The sequence below is a fragment of the Microbacterium sp. MEJ108Y genome (genome assembly GCF_000834175.1).
GTDB lineage: Bacteria > Actinomycetota > Actinomycetes > Actinomycetales > Microbacteriaceae > Microbacterium > Microbacterium forte.
The window spans coordinates 1-18,582 of the sequence record NZ_JXQX01000003.1 but is presented as its reverse complement, the minus strand read 5'-3'; the positions used below and the strand labels follow the sequence as shown (position 1 = coordinate 18,582).

General features: G+C 69.2%; 16 protein-coding genes. 5 read left to right on the top strand and 11 right to left on the bottom strand.

Annotation, left to right across the window (positions count from 1 at the left end):
• Positions 1-7 precede the first annotated feature (7 nt).
• From RU09_RS18660 to RU09_RS18655, 3 genes are read right to left on the bottom strand one after another with little or no spacing between them, the layout of a single operon-like run.
• The gene (locus RU09_RS18660; protein WP_197065929.1) at positions 8-583 is read right to left on the bottom strand and encodes a hypothetical protein; all 576 of its coding nucleotides are present in this window, start codon (positions 581-583) and stop codon (positions 8-10) included.
• A gap of 15 nt (positions 584-598) precedes the next feature.
• Positions 599-1,117, bottom strand: a complete 519-nt coding sequence (locus RU09_RS18415; protein WP_042536806.1) for a hypothetical protein — start codon at positions 1,115-1,117, stop codon at positions 599-601.
• A gap of 54 nt (positions 1,118-1,171) precedes the next feature.
• Positions 1,172-1,333, bottom strand: a complete 162-nt coding sequence (locus tag RU09_RS18655) for a hypothetical protein (protein WP_197065927.1) — start codon at positions 1,331-1,333, stop codon at positions 1,172-1,174.
• A 91-nt stretch (positions 1,334-1,424) separates the two neighbouring features.
• Here RU09_RS18655 and RU09_RS01480 point away from each other — a divergent pair, with 91 nt between their 5' ends.
• Positions 1,425-2,399 carry a GlxA family transcriptional regulator gene (locus tag RU09_RS01480; protein WP_197065932.1) on the top strand — a complete coding sequence of 325 codons (975 nt, stop codon included), beginning with the start codon at positions 1,425-1,427 and terminating at the stop codon, positions 2,397-2,399.
• 85 nt (positions 2,400-2,484) lie between these two features.
• Here the strand turns inward: RU09_RS01480 and RU09_RS01475 are convergent, their stop codons facing one another.
• Positions 2,485-3,186 carry an NRDE family protein gene (locus RU09_RS01475; RefSeq protein ID WP_082040992.1) on the bottom strand — a complete coding sequence of 234 codons (702 nt, stop codon included), beginning with the start codon at positions 3,184-3,186 and terminating at the stop codon, positions 2,485-2,487.
• Between the two features lie 70 nt (positions 3,187-3,256).
• On the opposite strand from RU09_RS01475, the gene coaBC reads away from it, so the two are divergent.
• Together coaBC and RU09_RS01465 are read left to right on the top strand one after the other, a co-directional pair.
• Positions 3,257-4,471, top strand: coding sequence for a bifunctional phosphopantothenoylcysteine decarboxylase/phosphopantothenate--cysteine ligase CoaBC (gene coaBC, locus RU09_RS01470; RefSeq protein ID WP_042536888.1), 1,215 nt, complete (start codon positions 3,257-3,259; stop codon positions 4,469-4,471).
• A gap of 78 nt (positions 4,472-4,549) precedes the next feature.
• A complete protein-coding gene (locus tag RU09_RS01465; RefSeq protein WP_079113711.1) occupies positions 4,550-6,772 on the top strand; it encodes an ATP-dependent Clp protease ATP-binding subunit in 2,223 nt (740 codons plus the stop codon).
• An 89-nt stretch (positions 6,773-6,861) separates the two neighbouring features.
• On the opposite strand, the gene RU09_RS01460 is transcribed toward RU09_RS01465, so the two are convergent.
• Positions 6,862-7,449, bottom strand: a complete 588-nt coding sequence (locus RU09_RS01460) for a nitroreductase family protein (RefSeq protein WP_042536804.1) — start codon at positions 7,447-7,449, stop codon at positions 6,862-6,864.
• A 263-nt stretch (positions 7,450-7,712) separates the two neighbouring features.
• Here RU09_RS01460 and ppk2 point away from each other — a divergent pair, with 263 nt between their 5' ends.
• On the top strand, positions 7,713-8,540 hold the full coding sequence (gene ppk2 / locus RU09_RS01455) for a polyphosphate kinase 2 (protein WP_042536803.1): 828 nt from the start codon (positions 7,713-7,715) through the stop codon (positions 8,538-8,540).
• 66 nt (positions 8,541-8,606) lie between these two features.
• On the opposite strand, the gene RU09_RS01450 is transcribed toward ppk2, so the two are convergent.
• On the bottom strand, positions 8,607-9,530 hold the full coding sequence (locus RU09_RS01450) for a LysR substrate-binding domain-containing protein (RefSeq protein WP_042536802.1): 924 nt from the start codon (positions 9,528-9,530) through the stop codon (positions 8,607-8,609).
• Positions 9,531-9,677: 147 nt separating this feature from the next.
• On the opposite strand from RU09_RS01450, the gene RU09_RS01445 reads away from it, so the two are divergent.
• A complete protein-coding gene (locus RU09_RS01445; protein ID WP_042536801.1) occupies positions 9,678-13,175 on the top strand; it encodes a proline dehydrogenase family protein in 3,498 nt (1,165 codons plus the stop codon).
• Positions 13,176-13,272: 97 nt separating this feature from the next.
• On the opposite strand, the gene RU09_RS01440 is transcribed toward RU09_RS01445, so the two are convergent.
• The 5 genes from RU09_RS01440 to RU09_RS01420 form a co-directional block, all read right to left on the bottom strand.
• On the bottom strand, positions 13,273-14,370 hold the full coding sequence (locus tag RU09_RS01440) for an ABC transporter permease (protein ID WP_042536800.1): 1,098 nt from the start codon (positions 14,368-14,370) through the stop codon (positions 13,273-13,275).
• Complete coding sequence (locus RU09_RS01435; RefSeq protein ID WP_042536799.1) at positions 14,367-15,263, bottom strand: ABC transporter ATP-binding protein; 897 nt, start codon at positions 15,261-15,263, stop codon at positions 14,367-14,369. Before RU09_RS01435 ends, RU09_RS01440 begins: the two co-directional genes overlap by 4 nt.
• 173 nt (positions 15,264-15,436) lie before the next feature.
• Positions 15,437-16,633, bottom strand: coding sequence for a hypothetical protein (locus tag RU09_RS01430; RefSeq protein WP_042536798.1), 1,197 nt, complete (start codon positions 16,631-16,633; stop codon positions 15,437-15,439).
• Between the two features lie 130 nt (positions 16,634-16,763).
• A complete protein-coding gene (locus RU09_RS01425) occupies positions 16,764-17,936 on the bottom strand; it encodes a benzoate/H(+) symporter BenE family transporter (RefSeq protein ID WP_042536797.1) in 1,173 nt (390 codons plus the stop codon).
• Positions 17,937-17,961: 25 nt separating this feature from the next.
• On the bottom strand, positions 17,962-18,582 hold a 621-nt coding region (locus tag RU09_RS01420; RefSeq protein WP_042536796.1), incomplete at its 5' end, for a response regulator.

Sequence of the window (18,582 nt, the reverse complement as noted above, 5' to 3'; positions counted from 1 at the left end):
CTCGGACTCAGAACCCGAAGTAGTAGAACACGCTCGACACCCACGCGACGAGCGTGCCGATGACCGTGCTGCCTCCCACGCCGATGGCGATCGCCGGGAGCAGATGAGGCGCCGGGCGTCGAAGCGCGATGATTCCGAGCACCAGGGCGACACCTGCGCCTGCCATCACGACCAGGTTCACGAGGTTCGACAGCAGGTCGACGACGCCGAAGCCGACGCTCGAATACAGGAACGGGGTGACGAGCTGCCAGAGCAGCCCGATCGCCACGGCGCCCACGGCGATCACCAATGCCGTGCGACCGAGACCTCCCGAACGGCGTGCGGTCGCCTGGCCCGGAGCATAGGCCGCCGCCGCGACTCCATCGGGCTGGCCCGGTCGGGCATACGGCTGTCCGGGTTGCGTGTAGGGCTGGCCGGGGTGGGCATACGGCTGGCCGGGTTGCGTGTAGGGCTGGCCGGGGTGGGCATGCGGCTGGCCGGGTTGCGTGTAGGGCTGGCCGGGGTGGGCATACGGCTGGCCCGGTTGTGCATAGGGCTGGCCGGGCTGCTGCGGCCGGTCTGGATTCTGCTGCTGCTCGCTCATCGATTCTCCGGACGATCAGAAGGAAAACGCGTAGAAGAGGTTCGACACCCACGAGATGACGATCCCGGCGAGCTGCGAGGCGGTGACGCCGATCGCGATGCCCGCGAGGATCTGCGGCCCTGGTCGCCGCACCGACATCAGACCGAGGATGAGCCCCACGACGGCGATGATCAGCACGAGCCCGTTGCCGACCGCTCCGAACGCGCCGATGGCTGATGGATCACCCATCATCCGGTACATCAGCGGAAACGACAGCGTGACGAGGAGTCCGATCCCGAGCGAGATCACGGCGAGGAGGAAGGCGAGACGACCGAGTCCTGAGCTGCCAGAGGAAGCCGCACGCTGTGGCTCAGGATATGGCTGCGCCGGGTATGGATGCCCCGCGTACGCCTGCCCACCGTAGGGCTGGCCGGCGTCCGGCTGGGATGGTTGCGGCGGCCGGGACGGCTGTGCCGGCTGCGGCGGATAGTGCGAGCCCGCGAACTGCGGGGGAGTTCCGTGTGGCTGCGCGGGAGGCTGCTGAGGCTCGCTCATGCTCCCGAGCGTAGCCGCGCGCGTCATCGGATGGGGGAGATTGCTCGCCCCGGGTCACCGATAGACGTGGCCGGCCTCCGCGCGGTCGAGGGCATCCCTTTCGGCGACGCGAGTCCAGTCGGTGGGAACGCGTCGATGTCCGTCACGGCGGAGTTCGATGATGGTGGCGACGACGGCCCAGACAGCGAGGGCGAGAAGTGCGATGAGGAGGATCATGGCAGAAACGCTACGATCACTCTTGATCTGCCACGAGTGGCAGAATAGAATCTCCTCGTAGGAAAACTGCCAAAGCCGGGAGAGAGCCATGATGAAGACCGTCGCCTGCATCGTCCAAGACGGATTCGCGCCGTTCGAGTTCGGTCTCGCCTGCGAGGCTTTCGGCCTCGACCGGTCGAACGACGGCGTGCCGAACTTCGACTTCCGGGTCATCGCGCCGCATCCCGGCGTCGTGACGTCGAAGCTGGGCTTCTCGATCAACGTCGAGCACGACCTGTCCTTCGCGTACGAGGCCGACCTCGTTATCTTCTGCCCCGTGCCTCGCGAGTACTGGACGCAGATCGATCCGCTGCTTCTCGAGGTCGCGCGCGACGCGGTGGCGCGGGGGGCCTGGGTGCTGACCATCTGCAGCGGATCTTTCATCCTCGGCGCCGCCGGTGTGCTCGACGGGCGACGCGCGACCACGCACTGGATGTACTCCGAGGTGATGGCCGAGATGTATCCCCAGATCGACATCGACCCCGACGTGCTCTTCGTGCAGGACGACCGGATCATCACGAGCGCCGGCACCGCGGCCGGCATCGACGCGTGCCTGCATCTGCTGCGCATCGAGCTCGGCGCCGAGCTCACCAATCGCATCGCCCGCCGCATGGTCGTCCCGCCGCAGCGCGACGGCGGTCAGGCGCAGTTCATCGACCGCCCGATCCCGGTCGCCCAGAACGACTCGATCGCTGCCGTCGCCGATTGGGCGGTCGAGCATCTGCGCGACGACCTGGGCGTCGATCAGCTCGCGGCCCGCGCTCTCATGTCTCCCCGCACCTTCGCCCGCCGGTTCAAGGCTGAGTACGGCGCGACTCCTGCGGCCTGGCTCGCGCGACAGCGCGTGCTGCACGCCCAGCGGATGCTCGAGCGCAGCGATCTGTCGCTCGAGCAGATCGCTGACGAATGCGGCTTCGGGTCGGCCGCGGTGCTGCGACAGAACTTCTCGCGGGTGCTCGGAACCACCCCGACGGCCTACCGCGCGCGCTTCTCGTGCGCGGAGGAATCGGAGTCGTCTGCGGCGTGACCGCTCGATCGCCTGCCGCGCGGTGACGAGCGCGCAACGAGCGCTGCGACGAGCCCCGTGAAGAGCGCTGTGACGAGCGCTGCGCTCAGTGGTCCCAGTGTCCTGGGCTCGGGAGGGCGCGATAGTCCACGTCGACGCCCTCGGGGGTGACCGACGCGGTGCAGTACAGCAGCGACTGCGTCGGATAGCCATGCGGACGGTTGTCGCGGATGATCGCCCGATCATCCTCTGGGTCGAGCTGAGCGGACGAGGCGAGCAGCGACGTCCACGCACCTGACCAGTCGGGGCTGTCGGCGGTCGCGCCCAGACCGCGGAATTCGGGCAGCCAGGCGGCGATGCGCGGAGTGTCGAGATCGTCGAGGTCATCGTGCGCGATCATGTGGATGCCGTCGGCGAGCGATGTCTCTCGCAGTTCGGCGCCGTCCCAGCTGAGCACGCGCGCTCCCTCCGGCCGCACCTCGAGCAGGTTGAAGCCGTGCATGGGCAGCGGCGCGGCCGGCGAGCGGCCCATGACCGACTCCAGGGCGAGCGAACCGCGCGACACCGCGACGTCGGCGGCGAGGTCGACGACGTCGGCGCGGTTGAGGAGCACCGCGAGTCGTCGCTCGGCGGGGTTCACCGCGAGCCAGGCGCCGCCCGCCCGCCGGTCGCGGATGCCCGAGACTCCGGGGTAGGCGTCGGGCCACCATTCGCCGAGGGCGTCCCACTCACGCTGAGGGTCTTCATCCCGCACCGCGAGCAGCCGCGCGGTCTCGGGGCCGGCCACATCGATCACCACGGTGCACACGCGTTTCAGTCTAGAAGCGGGTCGAGCAGTCTCGGGCCCGCGGCCTCGGATGCTGGGGCAGAATCGAACCGTGAACATCGTCGTCGGGGTTACGGGTGGCATCGCCGCATACAAGACAGTGCACCTGGTGCGTCTGCTGACCAAGGCGGGACACGATGTGACCGTCGTTCCGACCGAGGACGCGCTGCGATTCGTCGGCACCCCCACCTGGGAGGCGCTCAGTCGGCATCCGGTCACGACCAGCGTGCATGACGACGTCGCCCGCGTGCGGCACGTCGCGCTGGGTCAGGGTGCCGATCTCGTGATCGTCGCCCCCGCGACGGCCAACTCGATCGCGAAGATCACCGCGGGCATCGCCGACGACCTGCTCGGCACCACGCTGCTCGCCACCGAAGCGCCGGTGCTGCTCGCGCCGGCGATGCACGCCGAGATGTGGCGCAACGCCGCCACGCAGGCGAACATCGCGACGCTGACGTCGCGCGGGGTGCACCTCGTCGGCCCGGCCGACGGCGAGCTCGCCGGCGGCGACAGCGGACCCGGCCGCATGGCGGAGCCCGAGCAGATCCTCGAGGCGGCCCTCGCGCTGCTCGCGCCGCGCGACCTCGAAGGGCTTCGGGTCGTCGTCTCGGCGGGCGGCACGCGTGAGCCGATCGATCCGGTGCGCTTCCTCGGCAATCGGTCGAGTGGTCGGCAGGGCATCGCGCTCGCCGCGGATGCCGCGGCGCGCGGCGCCGACGTGACGGTGGTCGCTGCGAACATCTCGGCCGATGTGCTCGCCGATGCGCGGCATCCGTCCATCAGAGTCGTCCCGGTCGGCACCGCAGCGGAGCTCGCCGACGCGATGAAGGAGGCGGCGCGGGCGGCCGACATCGTGATCATGGCCGCAGCCGTCGCCGACTATCGCCCCGCGACGGTGTCGGAGCACAAGCTCACCAAGGAGCAGGGCGTGCTGACGCGCCTCGATCTGGTCGAGAACGAGGACGTGGTCGCCGCGCTCGCCGCATCGCGCGCCGAGGGCCGAGCGCCGCAGGGCCAGACGATCGTCGCCTTCGCCGCCGAGACCTCGGAGGATCCGGTCGAGCGCCGGGAACGTGCTCGCCGCAAGCGGGAGCGCAAGGGCGTCGATCTGCTCGCCGTCAACCTCGCGAATGCCGATCACGGTTTCGAGAAGAGGGACAACGCCGTCGAGATCGTAGGAGGGGGTGGCGCCGTCGTGTCATCCGCGTCAGGCTCTAAGCACGCGGTCGCGCGAGCGATCCTGGATGCCGTGCGCAGTATGCGCTAAACTTGAGTCAAGTCCACTCAACTTTGCGGACCATGACAACAAGACAGTGATCAGAAGGAGTCTCCCCAGGAGGAACCCATGCCCAGCCCACAGAGCACGCAGAACGACGACCAGCAGTCCGCCCTCGAGCAGTTCGGGATCAACCTCACCGACCGCGCCCGCCAGGGCAAGCTCGACCCCGTGATCGGACGCGACAGCGAGATCCGCCGCGTCAGTCAGGTGCTCACGCGCCGCACGAAGAACAACCCGGTGCTGATCGGCGAGCCGGGCGTAGGCAAGACCGCCGTCGTCGAGGGCCTCGCCCAGCGCATCGTCGCGGGCGACGTCGCAGAGTCGCTCAAGGACAAGGAGCTGGTGTCGCTCGACATCTCGGCCCTCGTCGCCGGGGCCATGTACCGCGGGCAGTTCGAGGAGCGGCTGAAGAGCGTGCTCAAGGAGATCACCGAATCCGACGGGCAGATCATCACCTTCATCGACGAGCTGCACGTGCTGATGGGCGCCGGCGGTGGTGAAGGCTCGGTGGCCGCATCGAACATGCTCAAGCCCATGCTCGCGAGGGGTGAGCTGCGACTGATCGGCGCGACGACCCTCAACGAGTACCGCGAGTTCATCGAGAAGGATGCCGCTCTCGAGCGGCGCTTCCAACAGGTCTACGTCGGCGAGCCCACGGTCGAAGACACCATCGCGATCCTGCGAGGGCTCAAGGGGCGCTACGAGGCGCACCACGGGGTGACGATCGCCGACAGTGCGCTGGTCGCCGCCGCTGCACTGTCGAACCGGTACCTGCCCGCGAGGCAGCTCCCCGACAAGGCGATCGACCTGATCGACGAGTCGATGTCGCGTCTCAAGATGGAGATCGATTCGTCTCCCGTCGAGATCGACCAGCTCAAGCGCCAGGTCGACCGCATGAAGCTCGAAGAGCTCGCTCTCAAGCGCGAGAAGGACGCCGCCTCGAAAGAACGACTCGCGGCCCTCCGCGAGCAGCTCGTGGGCATGGAAGCGCAGCTGGCCGAGCTCGAAGCCCGCTGGGCGCGCGAGCGCCAGGGGTTGAACCGGGTCGGAGAGCTCAAGAAGCAGCTCGACGACGCGATCACGCAGCGCGACCTCGCCATGCGCGAGGCCGACTACACCCGCGCCTCGAAGCTCGAATACGAGACGATCAAGCGCCTCGAGCGCGACATCGCCGAAGCCGAGCAGGCCGAGGCCACGGTCTCGACAGAGGGGCGCATGGTCAACGAGCAGGTCACCGACGAGGACATCGCCGCCGTGATCGCCGCGTGGACCGGCATCCCCGTCGGTCGACTGCTGCAGGGTGAGAGCGAGCGGCTGCTGCACCTCGAATCCGAGCTCGGCAAGCGCCTCATCGGGCAGAAGGATGCCGTCAAGGCGGTGTCCGATGCGGTCCGCCGTTCGCGGGCGGGCATCAGTGACCCCGGTCGGCCGACCGGATCGTTCCTGTTCCTCGGGCCGACAGGCGTCGGAAAGACCGAGCTGGCGAAGGCTCTGGCCGACTTCCTGTTCGACGACGAGCGCGCCATGGTGCGCATCGACATGTCGGAGTACGGCGAGAAGCACTCGGTCTCGCGGCTCGTCGGCGCCCCTCCGGGATACGTCGGCTACGAGCAGGGTGGGCAGCTCACCGAGGCCGTGCGGCGGCGTCCGTACAGCGTCGTGCTGCTCGACGAGGTCGAGAAGGCGCACCCCGAGGTGTTCGACGTGCTGCTGCAGGTTCTCGACGACGGTCGTCTGACCGACGGGCAGGGGCGAACGGTCGATTTCACGAACGTGATCCTGATCCTGACCTCGAACCTCGGTTCACCGATCCTCATCGACCCGACGCTCTCGCCCGATGAGAAGCGCGAGCAGGTGATGGCTCTCGTGCACCAGGCGTTCCGGCCCGAGTTCCTCAACCGTCTCGACGACATCGTGATGTTCTCGGCGCTCAGCCAAGACGACCTGGCCCAGATCGTCGAGCTGTCGATCGATCAGCTGCACGACCGGCTGCGCGACCGCCGACTCACGCTCGCGGTCACTCCCGATGCTCGGGCGTGGCTCGCCGAGCGCGGATACGACCCGATGTTCGGTGCTCGCCCGCTGCGCCGTCTCATCCAGACCGAGGTGCAGAACAAGCTGGCCACGGCGCTGCTCTCCGGCGGCGTGCACGACGGCGACCTGGTGAGGGTCGACGTCGCGGTCGACGGCGCGGGCCTCGTGCTCACGTCGACCTCGCCCGAGCCCGAACCCGACCTGGGATCCGGCGAAGACGACGATGTGATCGAGGCCGAGCTGCTCGACGAGTAGAACCGGGTACGACAAGAGGGGCGGATGCTGCGGCATCCGCCCCTCTTGTGTGCCCCGGGCCGGGGGCGACTGCTGTGTCTGGCGCCGTGTCAGGCGCTGAGGATGACCGTCTCGGCGATCGGGCGACGCACGCGCGGCGCCGTCTCACCCTGCTGGAGGCCCTCCGGAAGGCCCGAAGCGTCGCCGAGCTCGCCGACCGCGATCACGGTGATGGCGGAGAACCGCGGCGACAGGTCGGCGAACTCGCGGACCGCCTCGGGGTCGAAACCGCTCATCTGGTGCACGAGGAGACCCTCGTGGTGGGCCTGCACCGAGAAGTGCGCCACGGCCTGGCCGAGGTCGTAGACGGCGTGACTGATGGCCTTGCCGTCTTCGGACTCGGTCTCGGCGATCGCGACGATCAGAGCCGAGGCCTTCGAGGCCCAGAGCTGGTTGAACTCGACCAGGGAGTCGACGACCTGGTCGAACAGAGCGGTGCCGCGCCGAGCGACGATGAAGCGCCACGGCTGCAGGTTGTAGGCGGAGGGCGACCAGCGAGCGGCCTCGAGGGCGGCATTCAGCTTGGCGTCGTCGATCGAGTTCTCGGCGTCGTACGCGCGCGGGCTCCAGCGCCCGGCGAGGACGTCGAGGACGGGGTGCTCGGTGGGGGCGGTGCGGTCGATCACGGGAGTGCTCACGGAAGTGCCTTTCAGAAGGAGTCGATCGGACTCCTTCGTCCGGGTACGAGGATCTCAACAGATGCATGTGAATGCATATTCCCGATGACGCCGCGTGACGTCCAGCTCGTCTGTCACCGGGCATCGCGGCGTCCGCGTTCGGCACGCGATCCGCGGCGCTGCCCAAAAGCAAGGGGCTTCTCCGGTCGCCCGGGGTCTGGTTGTCTCTCGAGATCGGGCGTGGGGCGGCCGCCCTTCACCCACGCCACGGACGGAAGAACAAGATGGCCAGCAAGACCCATGACAAGAAGAAGAAGCAGAAGCACGCTCGCATCGACAAGAAGCTCTATGAGAAGGAGTTGCGGCGCCTGCAGATCGAGCTCGTCAGCATGCAGCAGTGGGTCATCGCGGCTGACGCGCGGATTCTGGTGATCTTCGAGGGCCGCGATGCCGCGGGCAAGGGCGGTGCGATCAAGCGTGTGATGCAGTACCTCAATCCACGGCACGCCCGGGTGGTCGCCCTGCCGCAGCCGTCCGAGCGGGAGAAGGGGCAGTGGTACTTCCAGCGCTACATCGAACGGCTGCCCACCAAGGGCGAGATCGTGCTGATGGATCGCTCATGGTACAACCGCGCCGGCGTCGAGAAGGTGATGGGCTACTGCACCGACGAGGAATACGATCGCTTCCTCGCGCAGGTTCCCGTCGTCGAGCAGATGCTCGTCGACGACGGGATCATCCTGCTGAAGTACTGGTACTCCGTATCCGACATCGAGCAGGAGAAGAGATTCCGATCGCGCCTGAACGATCCGATGCGACGCTGGAAGCTCTCAGACACCGACCTGGCCTCCATCTCCCGCTGGGAGGACTACTCCCAGGCCAAGGACGCGATGTTCGACGTCACCGATCGCGAGAGAGCGCCCTGGTGGTCGATCGACAGCGACGACAAGAAGGCCGCCAGGCTCAACACCATCCACCACCTTCTGAGCCAGATCCCCTATCGCCGGCTCGACCCCGAAGAGGTCCACTTTCCCGATCGTCCCGCGGCGTCCGGAGCTCCGCGCCCGCCGATCGACGAGCACGCATTCGTGCCCGATCACGCAGCGACCCTGTAGGCGACCTGACGTCGCGCCCTGCGCGCGCCCGAGCGTGCGCGCATCCGTGCCCGACTGTTCGTCGGCTCAGTCCAGCAGGTTGCGGGATGCGGCAGATGCGAGTGCGCGGCGCACCGCGCGGATCGACGGGGCGGCGGCCGACACCCGGCGAGCCGACGAGAAGATCTCCCGACGCGGCTCATCGGGCAAGGGCGTGAGCGCCACGGTGGGCGCCTCGCCGGCCCACACGAGCTCGGGCAGCAGACCGACGGCGAGGCCCGCGCGTATGAGGCGAACGTGCGCGGTGAGGTCGGCGACCTCGAAGCGCACGTCGGGTTCGAAGCCGGCCGTGCGGCACAGCTGCTCGGCCCAGGCTCGCGACGCTGTGCCTGCGGGCTCGAGCACCCACGGCTCGTCTCTCGTCGACCACAGCGCCGCAGTGGCAGCGGCGGCTGTGGCAGCGGCGGACTCCGGCGTGCCCGGACGCCGGGCGAGCGCGATCGAGTCGTGCACGAGCACCACCCGGTCGAGGTCGGCATGGATCGGGCGGGTGCGACCGGGGTACTGCTCGGCGAGGATCAGATCGAAGTCGCGGCTCGAGACGCCCACGAGTCCGGTCTCGGGGTCGCTCTCGGTGACCTCGACGCGGAGCGCGGGATGCTGCTCACGCAGCGTGTTGAGCGCGCCGGGCAGCAGGGAGTGCGCCGTCGACTGGAAGACGGCGATGTGCACCGTTCCGGTCACCTCCGTCAGCGACTCGGCGACGGCGACCTCGGCGTGCTCGAGCTGATCGAGGATGCCGATGGCCTCACCCACGAGCACGTTGCCCTGCGGGGTGAACTGCACGCCTCGCCCGACGCGGCGGAGCAGCGGGACTCCCACGTCTCGTTCGAGCGCGCTGAGCTGCTGAGACACCGAGGCCTTGCTGTAGGAGAGCGCGTCGGCGACGGCTGAGAGGGTGCCTCGACGCGACAGTTCGACCAGCATCCGCAGTCGGTTGACGTCGAGCATCCGCTCCCTTTCCGAGTGGTTCGAATCGTTCACTCTGAATGAACAGAATGCTCGCGAATCGGTTGATAGACGTAGCCTACTCCCGCGCCTGACAATGATCGAGCCGCACACGTACCCGGGTGTGCGATCCCCCTGGAAGGTTCCCCGATGACTGTCGCCGCCGACACCACCACCCCCGACGCCACCTCCCGCGGCGCCACCCCCCGCACGGAAGAGGTCGCCGCCCTCGTGCAGCGCTGGCTCGCCGAGAGCGAGACCCACCCCGTCGAGCCCGCCGCCCAGCGCCTGTCGGAGGTCCTCAAGGACCCGAACGGACTCGCGTTCACCGTCGGCTTCGTCGACGGCGTGATGCGTCCCGAAGATCTCAGCGTCGCGGGCCGTGCGCTCGCCGACCTCTCGGAGATCACCCCCTCGCTGCTGCCCGGATACCTGCGCGCCGCCATCAAGACGGGCGGGTTCTGGGCGCCGAAGCTCCCCGGCGTCGTGGTGCCGATCTCGCGGCGCGTGCTGCGCGCCATGGTCGGACACCTCGTGCTCGACGCGACCCCGTCGAAGCTCGGCCCCGCGATCGCGAAGCTGCGCAAGAGCGGCAACCGCCTCAACCTCAACCTCCTCGGCGAGGCCGTGCTCGGTGAGCGCGAGGCCGGTCGTCGCCTGCAGGGCACCTACGACTTCCTCGCCCGCAAGGACGTCGACTACGTGTCGATCAAGGTCTCGAGCGTCGTCAGCCAGCTGTCGATGTGGTCGTTCGACGAGGCCGTGGCCGACGTCGTCGAGAAGCTCACCCCGCTCTACGAGCTCGCGGCGACCTCGGAGGCCGCCGGCAAGACGAAGTTCATCAACCTCGACATGGAGGAGTTCCGCGACCTCGACCTGACGATCGCGGCGTTCACCAGCATCCTCGATCAGCCGGGTCTCGAGAAGCTCGAGGCCGGCATCGTGCTGCAGGCATATCTGCCCGACGCGCTCGGCGCGATGCAGCACCTGCAGGAGTGGGCCGCCGCCCGGCGCGCGAAGGGCGGAGCGCCGATCAAGGTCCGCGTCGTCAAGGGCGCGAACCTGGCGATGGAAGAGGTCGACTCGAAGGTGCACGGCTGGCCGCTGGCGACCTATGGCACGAAGCAGGACTCCGACACGAACTACAAGCGCGTGCTCGACTGGTCGATGACTCCCGAGCGACTGGATGCCGTGCGCATCGGCGTCGCAGGCCACAACCTGTTCGACATCGCCTACACGTGGCTGCTCGCGCAGGCGCGTGGCGTGACGGACGCCGTCGAGTACGAGATGCTCCTGGGCATGGCGACCGGCCAGGCGGAGGCCGTGCGCAAGGACGTCGGTCAGCTGCTGCTCTACACACCCGTCGTGAACCCGGCCGAGTTCGACGTGGCCATCGCCTACCTCGTGCGTCGCCTCGAAGAGAACGCCAGCCCCGAGAACTTCATGTCTGCCGTGTTCGAGCTGGCCTCCGACCCGGCGCTGCTCACCCGGGAGCGCGAGCGGTTCGAGCGTTCGCTCGCCGGCCTCGAGGCCGACCGCTCGGTGCCCTCGTCGAACCGCGTGCAGGACCGCGCCGCTGAGGCGGCTGCCGGTGCGGGCGGGGCCGTCACCACCGGCTTCGAGAACCAGCCCGACAGCGACCCGGCGATCGCCGTGAACCGCACCTGGGGTCGTGAGATCCTGCAGCGCTCGGTCGATTCGACGCTGGGTCTGGACTCGATCGCTCTGGCCAAGGTCGAGACGACCGACGAGCTCGACGGGATCTTCGCCGCCGCATCCGCCGCCGCCGCTCGATGGGCGGCGCTTCCTGCCGCCGAGCGTGCCGCCGTGCTGCACCGCGCGGGTGATGAGCTCGCCGCCCGACGTGGTCAGATGATCGAGATCATGGCGCACGAGGCGGGCAAGACCATCGCCGAGGCCGACCCCGAGGTCTCCGAGGCGATCGACTTCGCGCACTACTACGCCGAGCGCGCCCTCGACCTCGAGAGCATCTCGGGCGCCGAGTTCGTGCCGTCGAAGGTGACCGTCGTCACCCCGCCGTGGAACTTCCCGGTCGCGATCCCCGCCGGTGGCGTGCTCGCGGGTCTCGCCTCCGGCTCCGGTGTGATCATCAAGCCGGCCAAGCTGACGCAGCGCTGCGGCGCGGTCATGGTCGAGGCGCTGTGGGCCGCGGGTGTTCCGCGCGACCTTCTCGCACTGGTCGATCTCGCGAACCGCGACCTCGGCACCCGCCTCGTCGCCAGCCCCGTGGTCGACCGCGTGATCCTCACCGGTGCATACGAGACGGCGCAGCTGTTCCGCTCGTTCCGCTCCGACCTGCCGCTGCTCGCCGAGACGAGCGGCAAGAACGCGATCATCGTCACACCCTCGGCCGACCTCGACCTGGCGGCCGCCGATGTGGCCCGCAGTGCATTCGGCCACGCCGGGCAGAAGTGCTCGGCCGCATCGCTCGCGATCCTCGTCGGCTCGGTCGCCGACTCGCAGCGGTTCGAGCGTCAGCTCGTCGATGCGGTCACCTCGATGCGCGTCGGACTGCCCGAAGACCCCGCCACGCAGATGGGTCCGATCATCGAGCCGGCGAACGGCAAGCTGCTCACCGCGCTGACGACCCTCGAGAAGGGCGAGCGCTGGCTCGTCGAGCCGAAGAAGCTCGACGACGAGGGCACGCAGTGGACGCCGGGCGTCAAGATCGGCGTCGCCCCCGGTTCGACGACCCACCTGACCGAGTTCTTCGGACCGGTGCTCGGGATCATGCACGCCAAGGACCTCGACGAGGCGATCCGCCTGCAGAACGCCGTGGACTACGGCCTCACCGCCGGCATCCACTCGCTCGACTCCGACGAGGTCGCCACCTGGCTCGACCGCGTCGAGGCCGGCAACCTCTATGTCAACCGCGGCATCACCGGCGCGATCGTGCAGCGTCAGCCGTTCGGCGGCTGGAAGCGGTCGGCCGTCGGCGCCGGCGCCAAGGCCGGTGGCCCGAACTACCTGTTCGGTCTCGGCGAGTGGGCTCCGGCCGAGCTCCCCGCCGCGGCTCCCGGGGCTGCGGTGAACCCCTCGGTCGAGGCGGTGCTCAGCGCGGCCGGCTCCGACCTCGGCGCCGTCGAGATCGAGTGGCTGCACCGTGCCGCCGCCTCCGACGAGCGCGCCTGGGTCGACGAGTTCGGCGCCGTGAGCGACAAGTCGGGTCTCGGCGTCGAGCGCAACGTGTTCCGGTACCGCCCGGTCGCCGTCGACGTGCGCATCGCCGAGGACGCACCGCTCGCCGACGGCATCCGCGTGATCGCCGCGGCCCTGCGCAGCGGCAGCCCGTTCACGGTGTCCGCATCGGCCCTGCCCTCGCGGGTCGAGAAGGCGCTGCGCGCCCAGGGCGTGACCCCGAAGCTCGAGAACGACGCGGCCTGGGTCAAGCGCTACGCGAAGGCGGCGGCGAAGGCCGAGCACAGCTGGCAGCGTGTGCGTCTCGTCGGCGGCGATGCGGCTGCGCTGTTCGAGGCGCTCGGCGGCACGCCCGATGTCGCCGTCTGGTCGCATGCGGTCACGGGGGCCGGTCGAGTCGAGATGCTGCCGTTCCTGCACGAGCAGGCCGTGTCGATCACCAACCACCGGTTCGGCAACCCCACCACCCTGTCGGACGGCCTGATCTGAACCGGTCCGTGACCATCTGAACGACGAGGCCCCACCCCGCAGACATCTGCAGGGTGGGGCCTCGTCGTCGGAGCGGGCGTCAGGGGCGGGGCTGTGATCAGCCGCGCAGCGCCTCGCCCAGCTTGACCCGCGAACCCATGCGGAGCAGCGAGTTCTCGTAGATCTTCGCGCCGATCACGATCGCCGCGACACAGCTGGCCAGCAGGATCACGAGGCTGAGCAGCGGCTCCCACCACTGCGCCTCGCCCACGAAGAGCCGCATCGGCATGCCGACCGGAGCCGAGAACGGCACGTACGACATGATCGTCAGCACCAGCGGGTTGTCGTTGAAGACGATCACGAGCACGTACGGCGCCATGATCAGCATCGTGATCGGAGTCGTGGTCGAGCCGATGTCCTCCTGACGCGACACCATCGATGCGGCGGCGGCGAACAGGGCCGCGAGCAGGATGAACCCGAACAGGAAGAACACCGCGAACCAGATGATGGGGGCGCCGAGGGTCGACAGCACCTCGCGTTGACCCGTCGCTATGAGCCCTATCGTCGCGACCGCCGCCAGGGCGAGGATCTGCCCCATCGCGAGGATCGTGTTGCCGATCACCTTGCCGGCGAGCAGGGTGCGGGCCGAGATGGTCGACAGCAGGATCTCGACGACGCGGGTCTGCTTCTCTTCGACGACGCTCTGCGCGATCGTGCCGCCGAAGGTCGCGGCCGCACCCATGAACACGGCGCCGAATGCGATCGCGATGAAGTACCGCAGCAGCGGGTTCGTCGTCGCGGGTTCGAGGATCTCGATGTCCGGAGCCTGCGAGAGCGCAGACACGAGACCGGTGGGCGCGTCCTTGAGAGCGATGATCGTGACCCCGGTCGGGCCCTCACCGGGGACGACCGCGGCATCGACCTTCTCCGAGCGCACGAGCTCTTCGGCCGCGGCCTGGTCGGCCACCTCGGTGATCTCGAGATCCGGCAGGGCAGACACCGCGGATGCGGTCTCAGAGGTCACGGCCACGGGCATCGCGTCGGTGTTCTTGCTCGCGAAGCCGCCGATCACGATGGCGGCGAGGGCGAGGAACAGCAGGATGCCGGTCGAGATCAGGAAGGCCTTGCTGCGCAGCTTCGATCCGATCTCCCGCTCGGCGACGAGCCAGATCAGCGATGCCTGCGACGGCGAGCCGGTGGTGTTCGAGGTGCTCACTGGATGACCTCCTTGAAGATCTGGGCGAGGGACGGATGCTTGGGCGCGAAGCTCGCGACATCGCCGCGGTCGACGGCGGTGCGCAGGACGCGCTGGGCGGTGTCGACGTCGTCGGCGTCGAACAGGGCGTAGCCGCCCTCGAAGTCGACGACGGTGACGCCGGGTTCGGCGCGCAGCCATCCGGCATCCCCTGCCGAGACGAGCTCGTACCGGTTGCCGGCGTGCTGCGTGCGCAGCCCGTCACGGGAGCCGGACGCGCGGATCGTGCCTCCGGCGAGGATCACGAGGTCGTCGCAGAGTCGCTCGACGACGTCGAGCTGGTGAGACGAGAACAGGATCGACGCACCCTTGGCGGCGCTCGCCTGCAGCACCGACGCGACGACGTCGACGGCGAGCGGGTCGAGGCCCGAGAACGGCTCGTCGAGGATCAGCACCTCGGGGTCGTGCACGAGCGCTGCGGCGATCTGCGCGCGCTGCTGGTTGCCGAGCGACAGCGATTCGATCGTGTCGTCGAGGCGCTCCTCGAGCCCGAGTTCGGTGAGCAGCGCGGTCGCCCGTGCCGTGGCATCCGCCTTGCTCATCCCGTGCAGTCGGGCGAGGTACACGATCTGCTCGAGCACCTTCATCTTGGGGTACAGGCCACGCTCCTCGGGCATGTAGCCGAAGAGGCGGCGGTCTGCGCTGGTCAGGGCGACGCCGTCGAGTTCGACGCGTCCGCCGTCGGAGCCGAGCAGGCCCAGCACGATGCGCATCGTCGTGGTCTTGCCGGCGCCGTTGCCGCCGACGAACCCGGTGAGGCGCCCGGGGGACACCTCGAACGAGACGTCGTCGAGCACGCGCCGAGAGCCGTAGCTCTTGGTGATGCCGGTGAGTACGAGCTTTCCTGTGGTCACTTCGACTTACTCCGTTCGCTCAGTGCATCGCATGCCCTCACGCTATGGCGCGGTGATCGGCCTCGGCATCCCCCCTGCGGCGGATCCGTGCGGGGGATCTGCGGGTGCCCCGCGTGGGCAGTCGTCAGCCGTGCGGGGGAGAGCGGTGAAGCGCGCGCGGGAGAGCGAAGTGCTCAGTGCAGGAACAGCACCGAGAAGATCCCGAGCGCGAACGGCGCCGCGGTCACGACGAACGTGATCCCCAGGATGATCCCGACGATCAGCCAGGGACTGCGTCGCCTGAGGCGCTGACCGGGCGGGGCGACGCCGATGGGCGGAGGGGTCAGCATCCCCGCCGGAGCGGCGAACGGCAAGGCGGGTGCTCCGGCAGGCGCCGGAGCCGGGGCGCCGTAGGTCGGGAGGGACGGATGCTGCGCCGCGAGCCGCAGCCTGTCGTCGCGCCAGCGCGCCCACTGATCGAGCTTGGTGAGCAGCGCCCCGACCGCGCCGAAGAGCCACGCCCAGGTCGCGGGGTCGAGCGTCGACAGGTTGCGGCGCGCATAGAGGAAGAGCCAGTCGTCGACGATCTCGACGTCGAGCTGCGCCGCATGGTCGATGAACCGCGCCATGACGTCGGGGGTGAACAGATACAGGGCGTCGACCTCGTATCCGGTCGGGCAGTACAACGAGAAGTACCGGTCGAAGTCGCCCTCGAGCGAGAGCCGCTGGTCGCTGCGGAACGCGGCCGCGAGCGTGCTGCCGAGAGTGTTGTTGCCGAGCGCGTCGAGCACGATGTTCGGCAGCGGCACGTCGAGCTTCACCGCGACGTATCCCCAGCGGTGGGTCGTCGACTGCTTGCCGTTGCTGGTCGTGTACTGGTAGTTGCCGAACTCGACGAAGCGCGGTTCGACCCCTCGCAGCACGTCGGTCGACATGCGGCTCGACCCCGACGAGAAGATCATGCCGGGCAGCGGCGGGTCGTCGATCCGCTCGATGTAGCTCATCGCGTTCGCCCCGGCGAAGCGCGCGAGGCGGAATCGGGTGAGATTGCGCAGACGGATGCTGCGACGCACCAGCATCACGATCCCGATGACGAGGCCCGCGAGCAGCATCAGTCCGAGGAGAGCGGCGACCGCGACCCCCGTCTCACGACCGATCGCATAGCCCAGGCCCAGGATCATGATCGCGAGGACCGGCACCACGCACAGCAGGGCGAACCCCGCGACCACCCACGCGACGATCCGACCGGCCGGCGTGGGGTTCGCCGCGCGCTGCGCTCGGGCGAAGGCGTCGACCTCGGCGGGATTCACCGGGTCGAGCAGTGCACGTGCGTCGAAGTATCCGACTGGCGCACCGGCCGACGGCGCAGGAGCAGGCGTGGGAACTGTCACGCGTCCACGGTAGCCGAGGGCGCTCCGTGAGGTGCCGGCGCCGGCCGGTGCCAGTGCTGGCCGGTGTCAGTCCTCGCCGGTGTCAGTCCTCGCCGGTGTCAGTGCCGGCCGGTGTCAGTGCTGGCCGGGGTCAGCGGCGCCCGGCATGCAGCACCGTGCGCACGACGAGGCCCGCGACGAGAGCCCAGAAGGCGGCGCTGACTCCCAGCACCGCGATGCCGGAGGCCGCGACAAGGAAGGTCACGACCGCGGGGATGCGCTCGCCCGGGTCGTCGATCGCCTGCTGCACGGACGACCCGAAGGCGGCGAACAGCGCGAGACCTGCCACCGCAGGGATCACCGCCTCGGGGGCCAGGAGCACGAGCGTGGCGAAGGCCGCCGAGAACCCGCCGAGCAGCAGGTACGAGACTCCGGTCGAGACCCCGGCGACCCAACGGCGCTTCGGATCGGGGTCGGCGTCGGGCGAGGCGGCGAGGGCGGCGCTGATCGCCGCGAGGTTGATGGCATGGCCGCCGGCGGTCGCGCCGACCGCCGTTCCGACTCCCGTCACGAGCGTCGCAGGACGCCAGGGGACCTCGTAGCCGAAGCTGCGCATGATGGCGATGCCGGGGACGTTCTGCGAGGCCATCGTGACGATGAACAGCGGCAGAGCCAGACCGACGAGAGCGCCGACCGTGAAGGTGGGGGCGGTGAGTTCGAGCCGGGGCACGAGGAGTCCGGCGTCGACTGCTGAGCGCTCCTGGATCAGCGAGACGGCCACCACGACCGCTGCGGCGACGAAGGCGAGGGGCACGGCCCACCGCGGCGCGATACGTGCGAAGACCAGCCACGTCAGCACGACCGGAACCACGCCCCACGGGTTCGCCACGAGGCCGGTGATCGGCGCGAGACACAGTGGCAGCAGCACTCCGGCGAGCATCGCCTGCGCGATGGACGGCGGGATGCGGGCGATCAGCGCACCGAGCGCCGGCCAGAGCGCCGTGAGCAGGATGAGCCCGGACGCGACGAGGAACGCGCCGACGGCGGCAGGCCATCCGCCGTCGACCACTCCGGTCGCGGCGAGGAGTGCGGCGCCGGGGGTCGACCAGGCGACGGTGATCGGCATCCGATACCGCCAGGCGAGCACGATGCAGGCGAGTCCCATCGTGAGGCTGACGGCGAGCAGTCCGCTGGCCGCCTGCGCAGGTGTGGCGCCGACAGCGCCGAGACCCGTGAGCACGACGGCGAACGAACTCGTGAATCCGACCAGTGCGGTGACCACCCCGGCCAGGATCGGTCGAGACAGAGGTGCGGCGGTGGTCATGGATCCGAGGGTATCGGGGTCAGCGTTACGTGAGTCCCATCCGGTGCGCGAGCACCACGGCCTGCACGCGATCACGCGCACCGAGCTTCTGCAGGATCCGCGAGACGTGGGTCTTCACGGTGGCCTCTCCGATGAACAGGGCGCCGGCGATCTCGGCGTTGCTGCGGGCGTCGGCCAGCAGCACCAGCACCTCGGCCTCGCGCTCGGTGAGCGGGTCGAGGAGCACGGTCGGGGCGACCTGTGACGGCGCGGCGGTCGGCGTCGATTCCCCGGCGGATGCCGAAGCGGATGCCGATGAGGATGCTGTCGTGAATCGAGCCAGCACCCGACGCGTGACCTCGGGCGCCAGCATCCCGTCGCCCGCTGCGAGAGCCCGGACCGCCGCGATGAGATCCTCCGCACCGGCGTTCTTGAGCAGGAAGCCGCTCGCTCCGGCATCCAGCGCCTGGTAGAGGTAGTCGTCGCGGTCGAACGTCGTCACGATCGCGATGGCCGCTCCGACGCCCGCGTCGGCGACGATCCGCCTGGTGGCCTCGATGCCGTCCATGTCGGGCATCTGCACGTCCATCGTGATCACGTCGGGGCGCAGGGCAGACGCCTGGGCGACCGCCTCGGCGCCGGTTGCCGCCTCGCCGACCACCGAGAT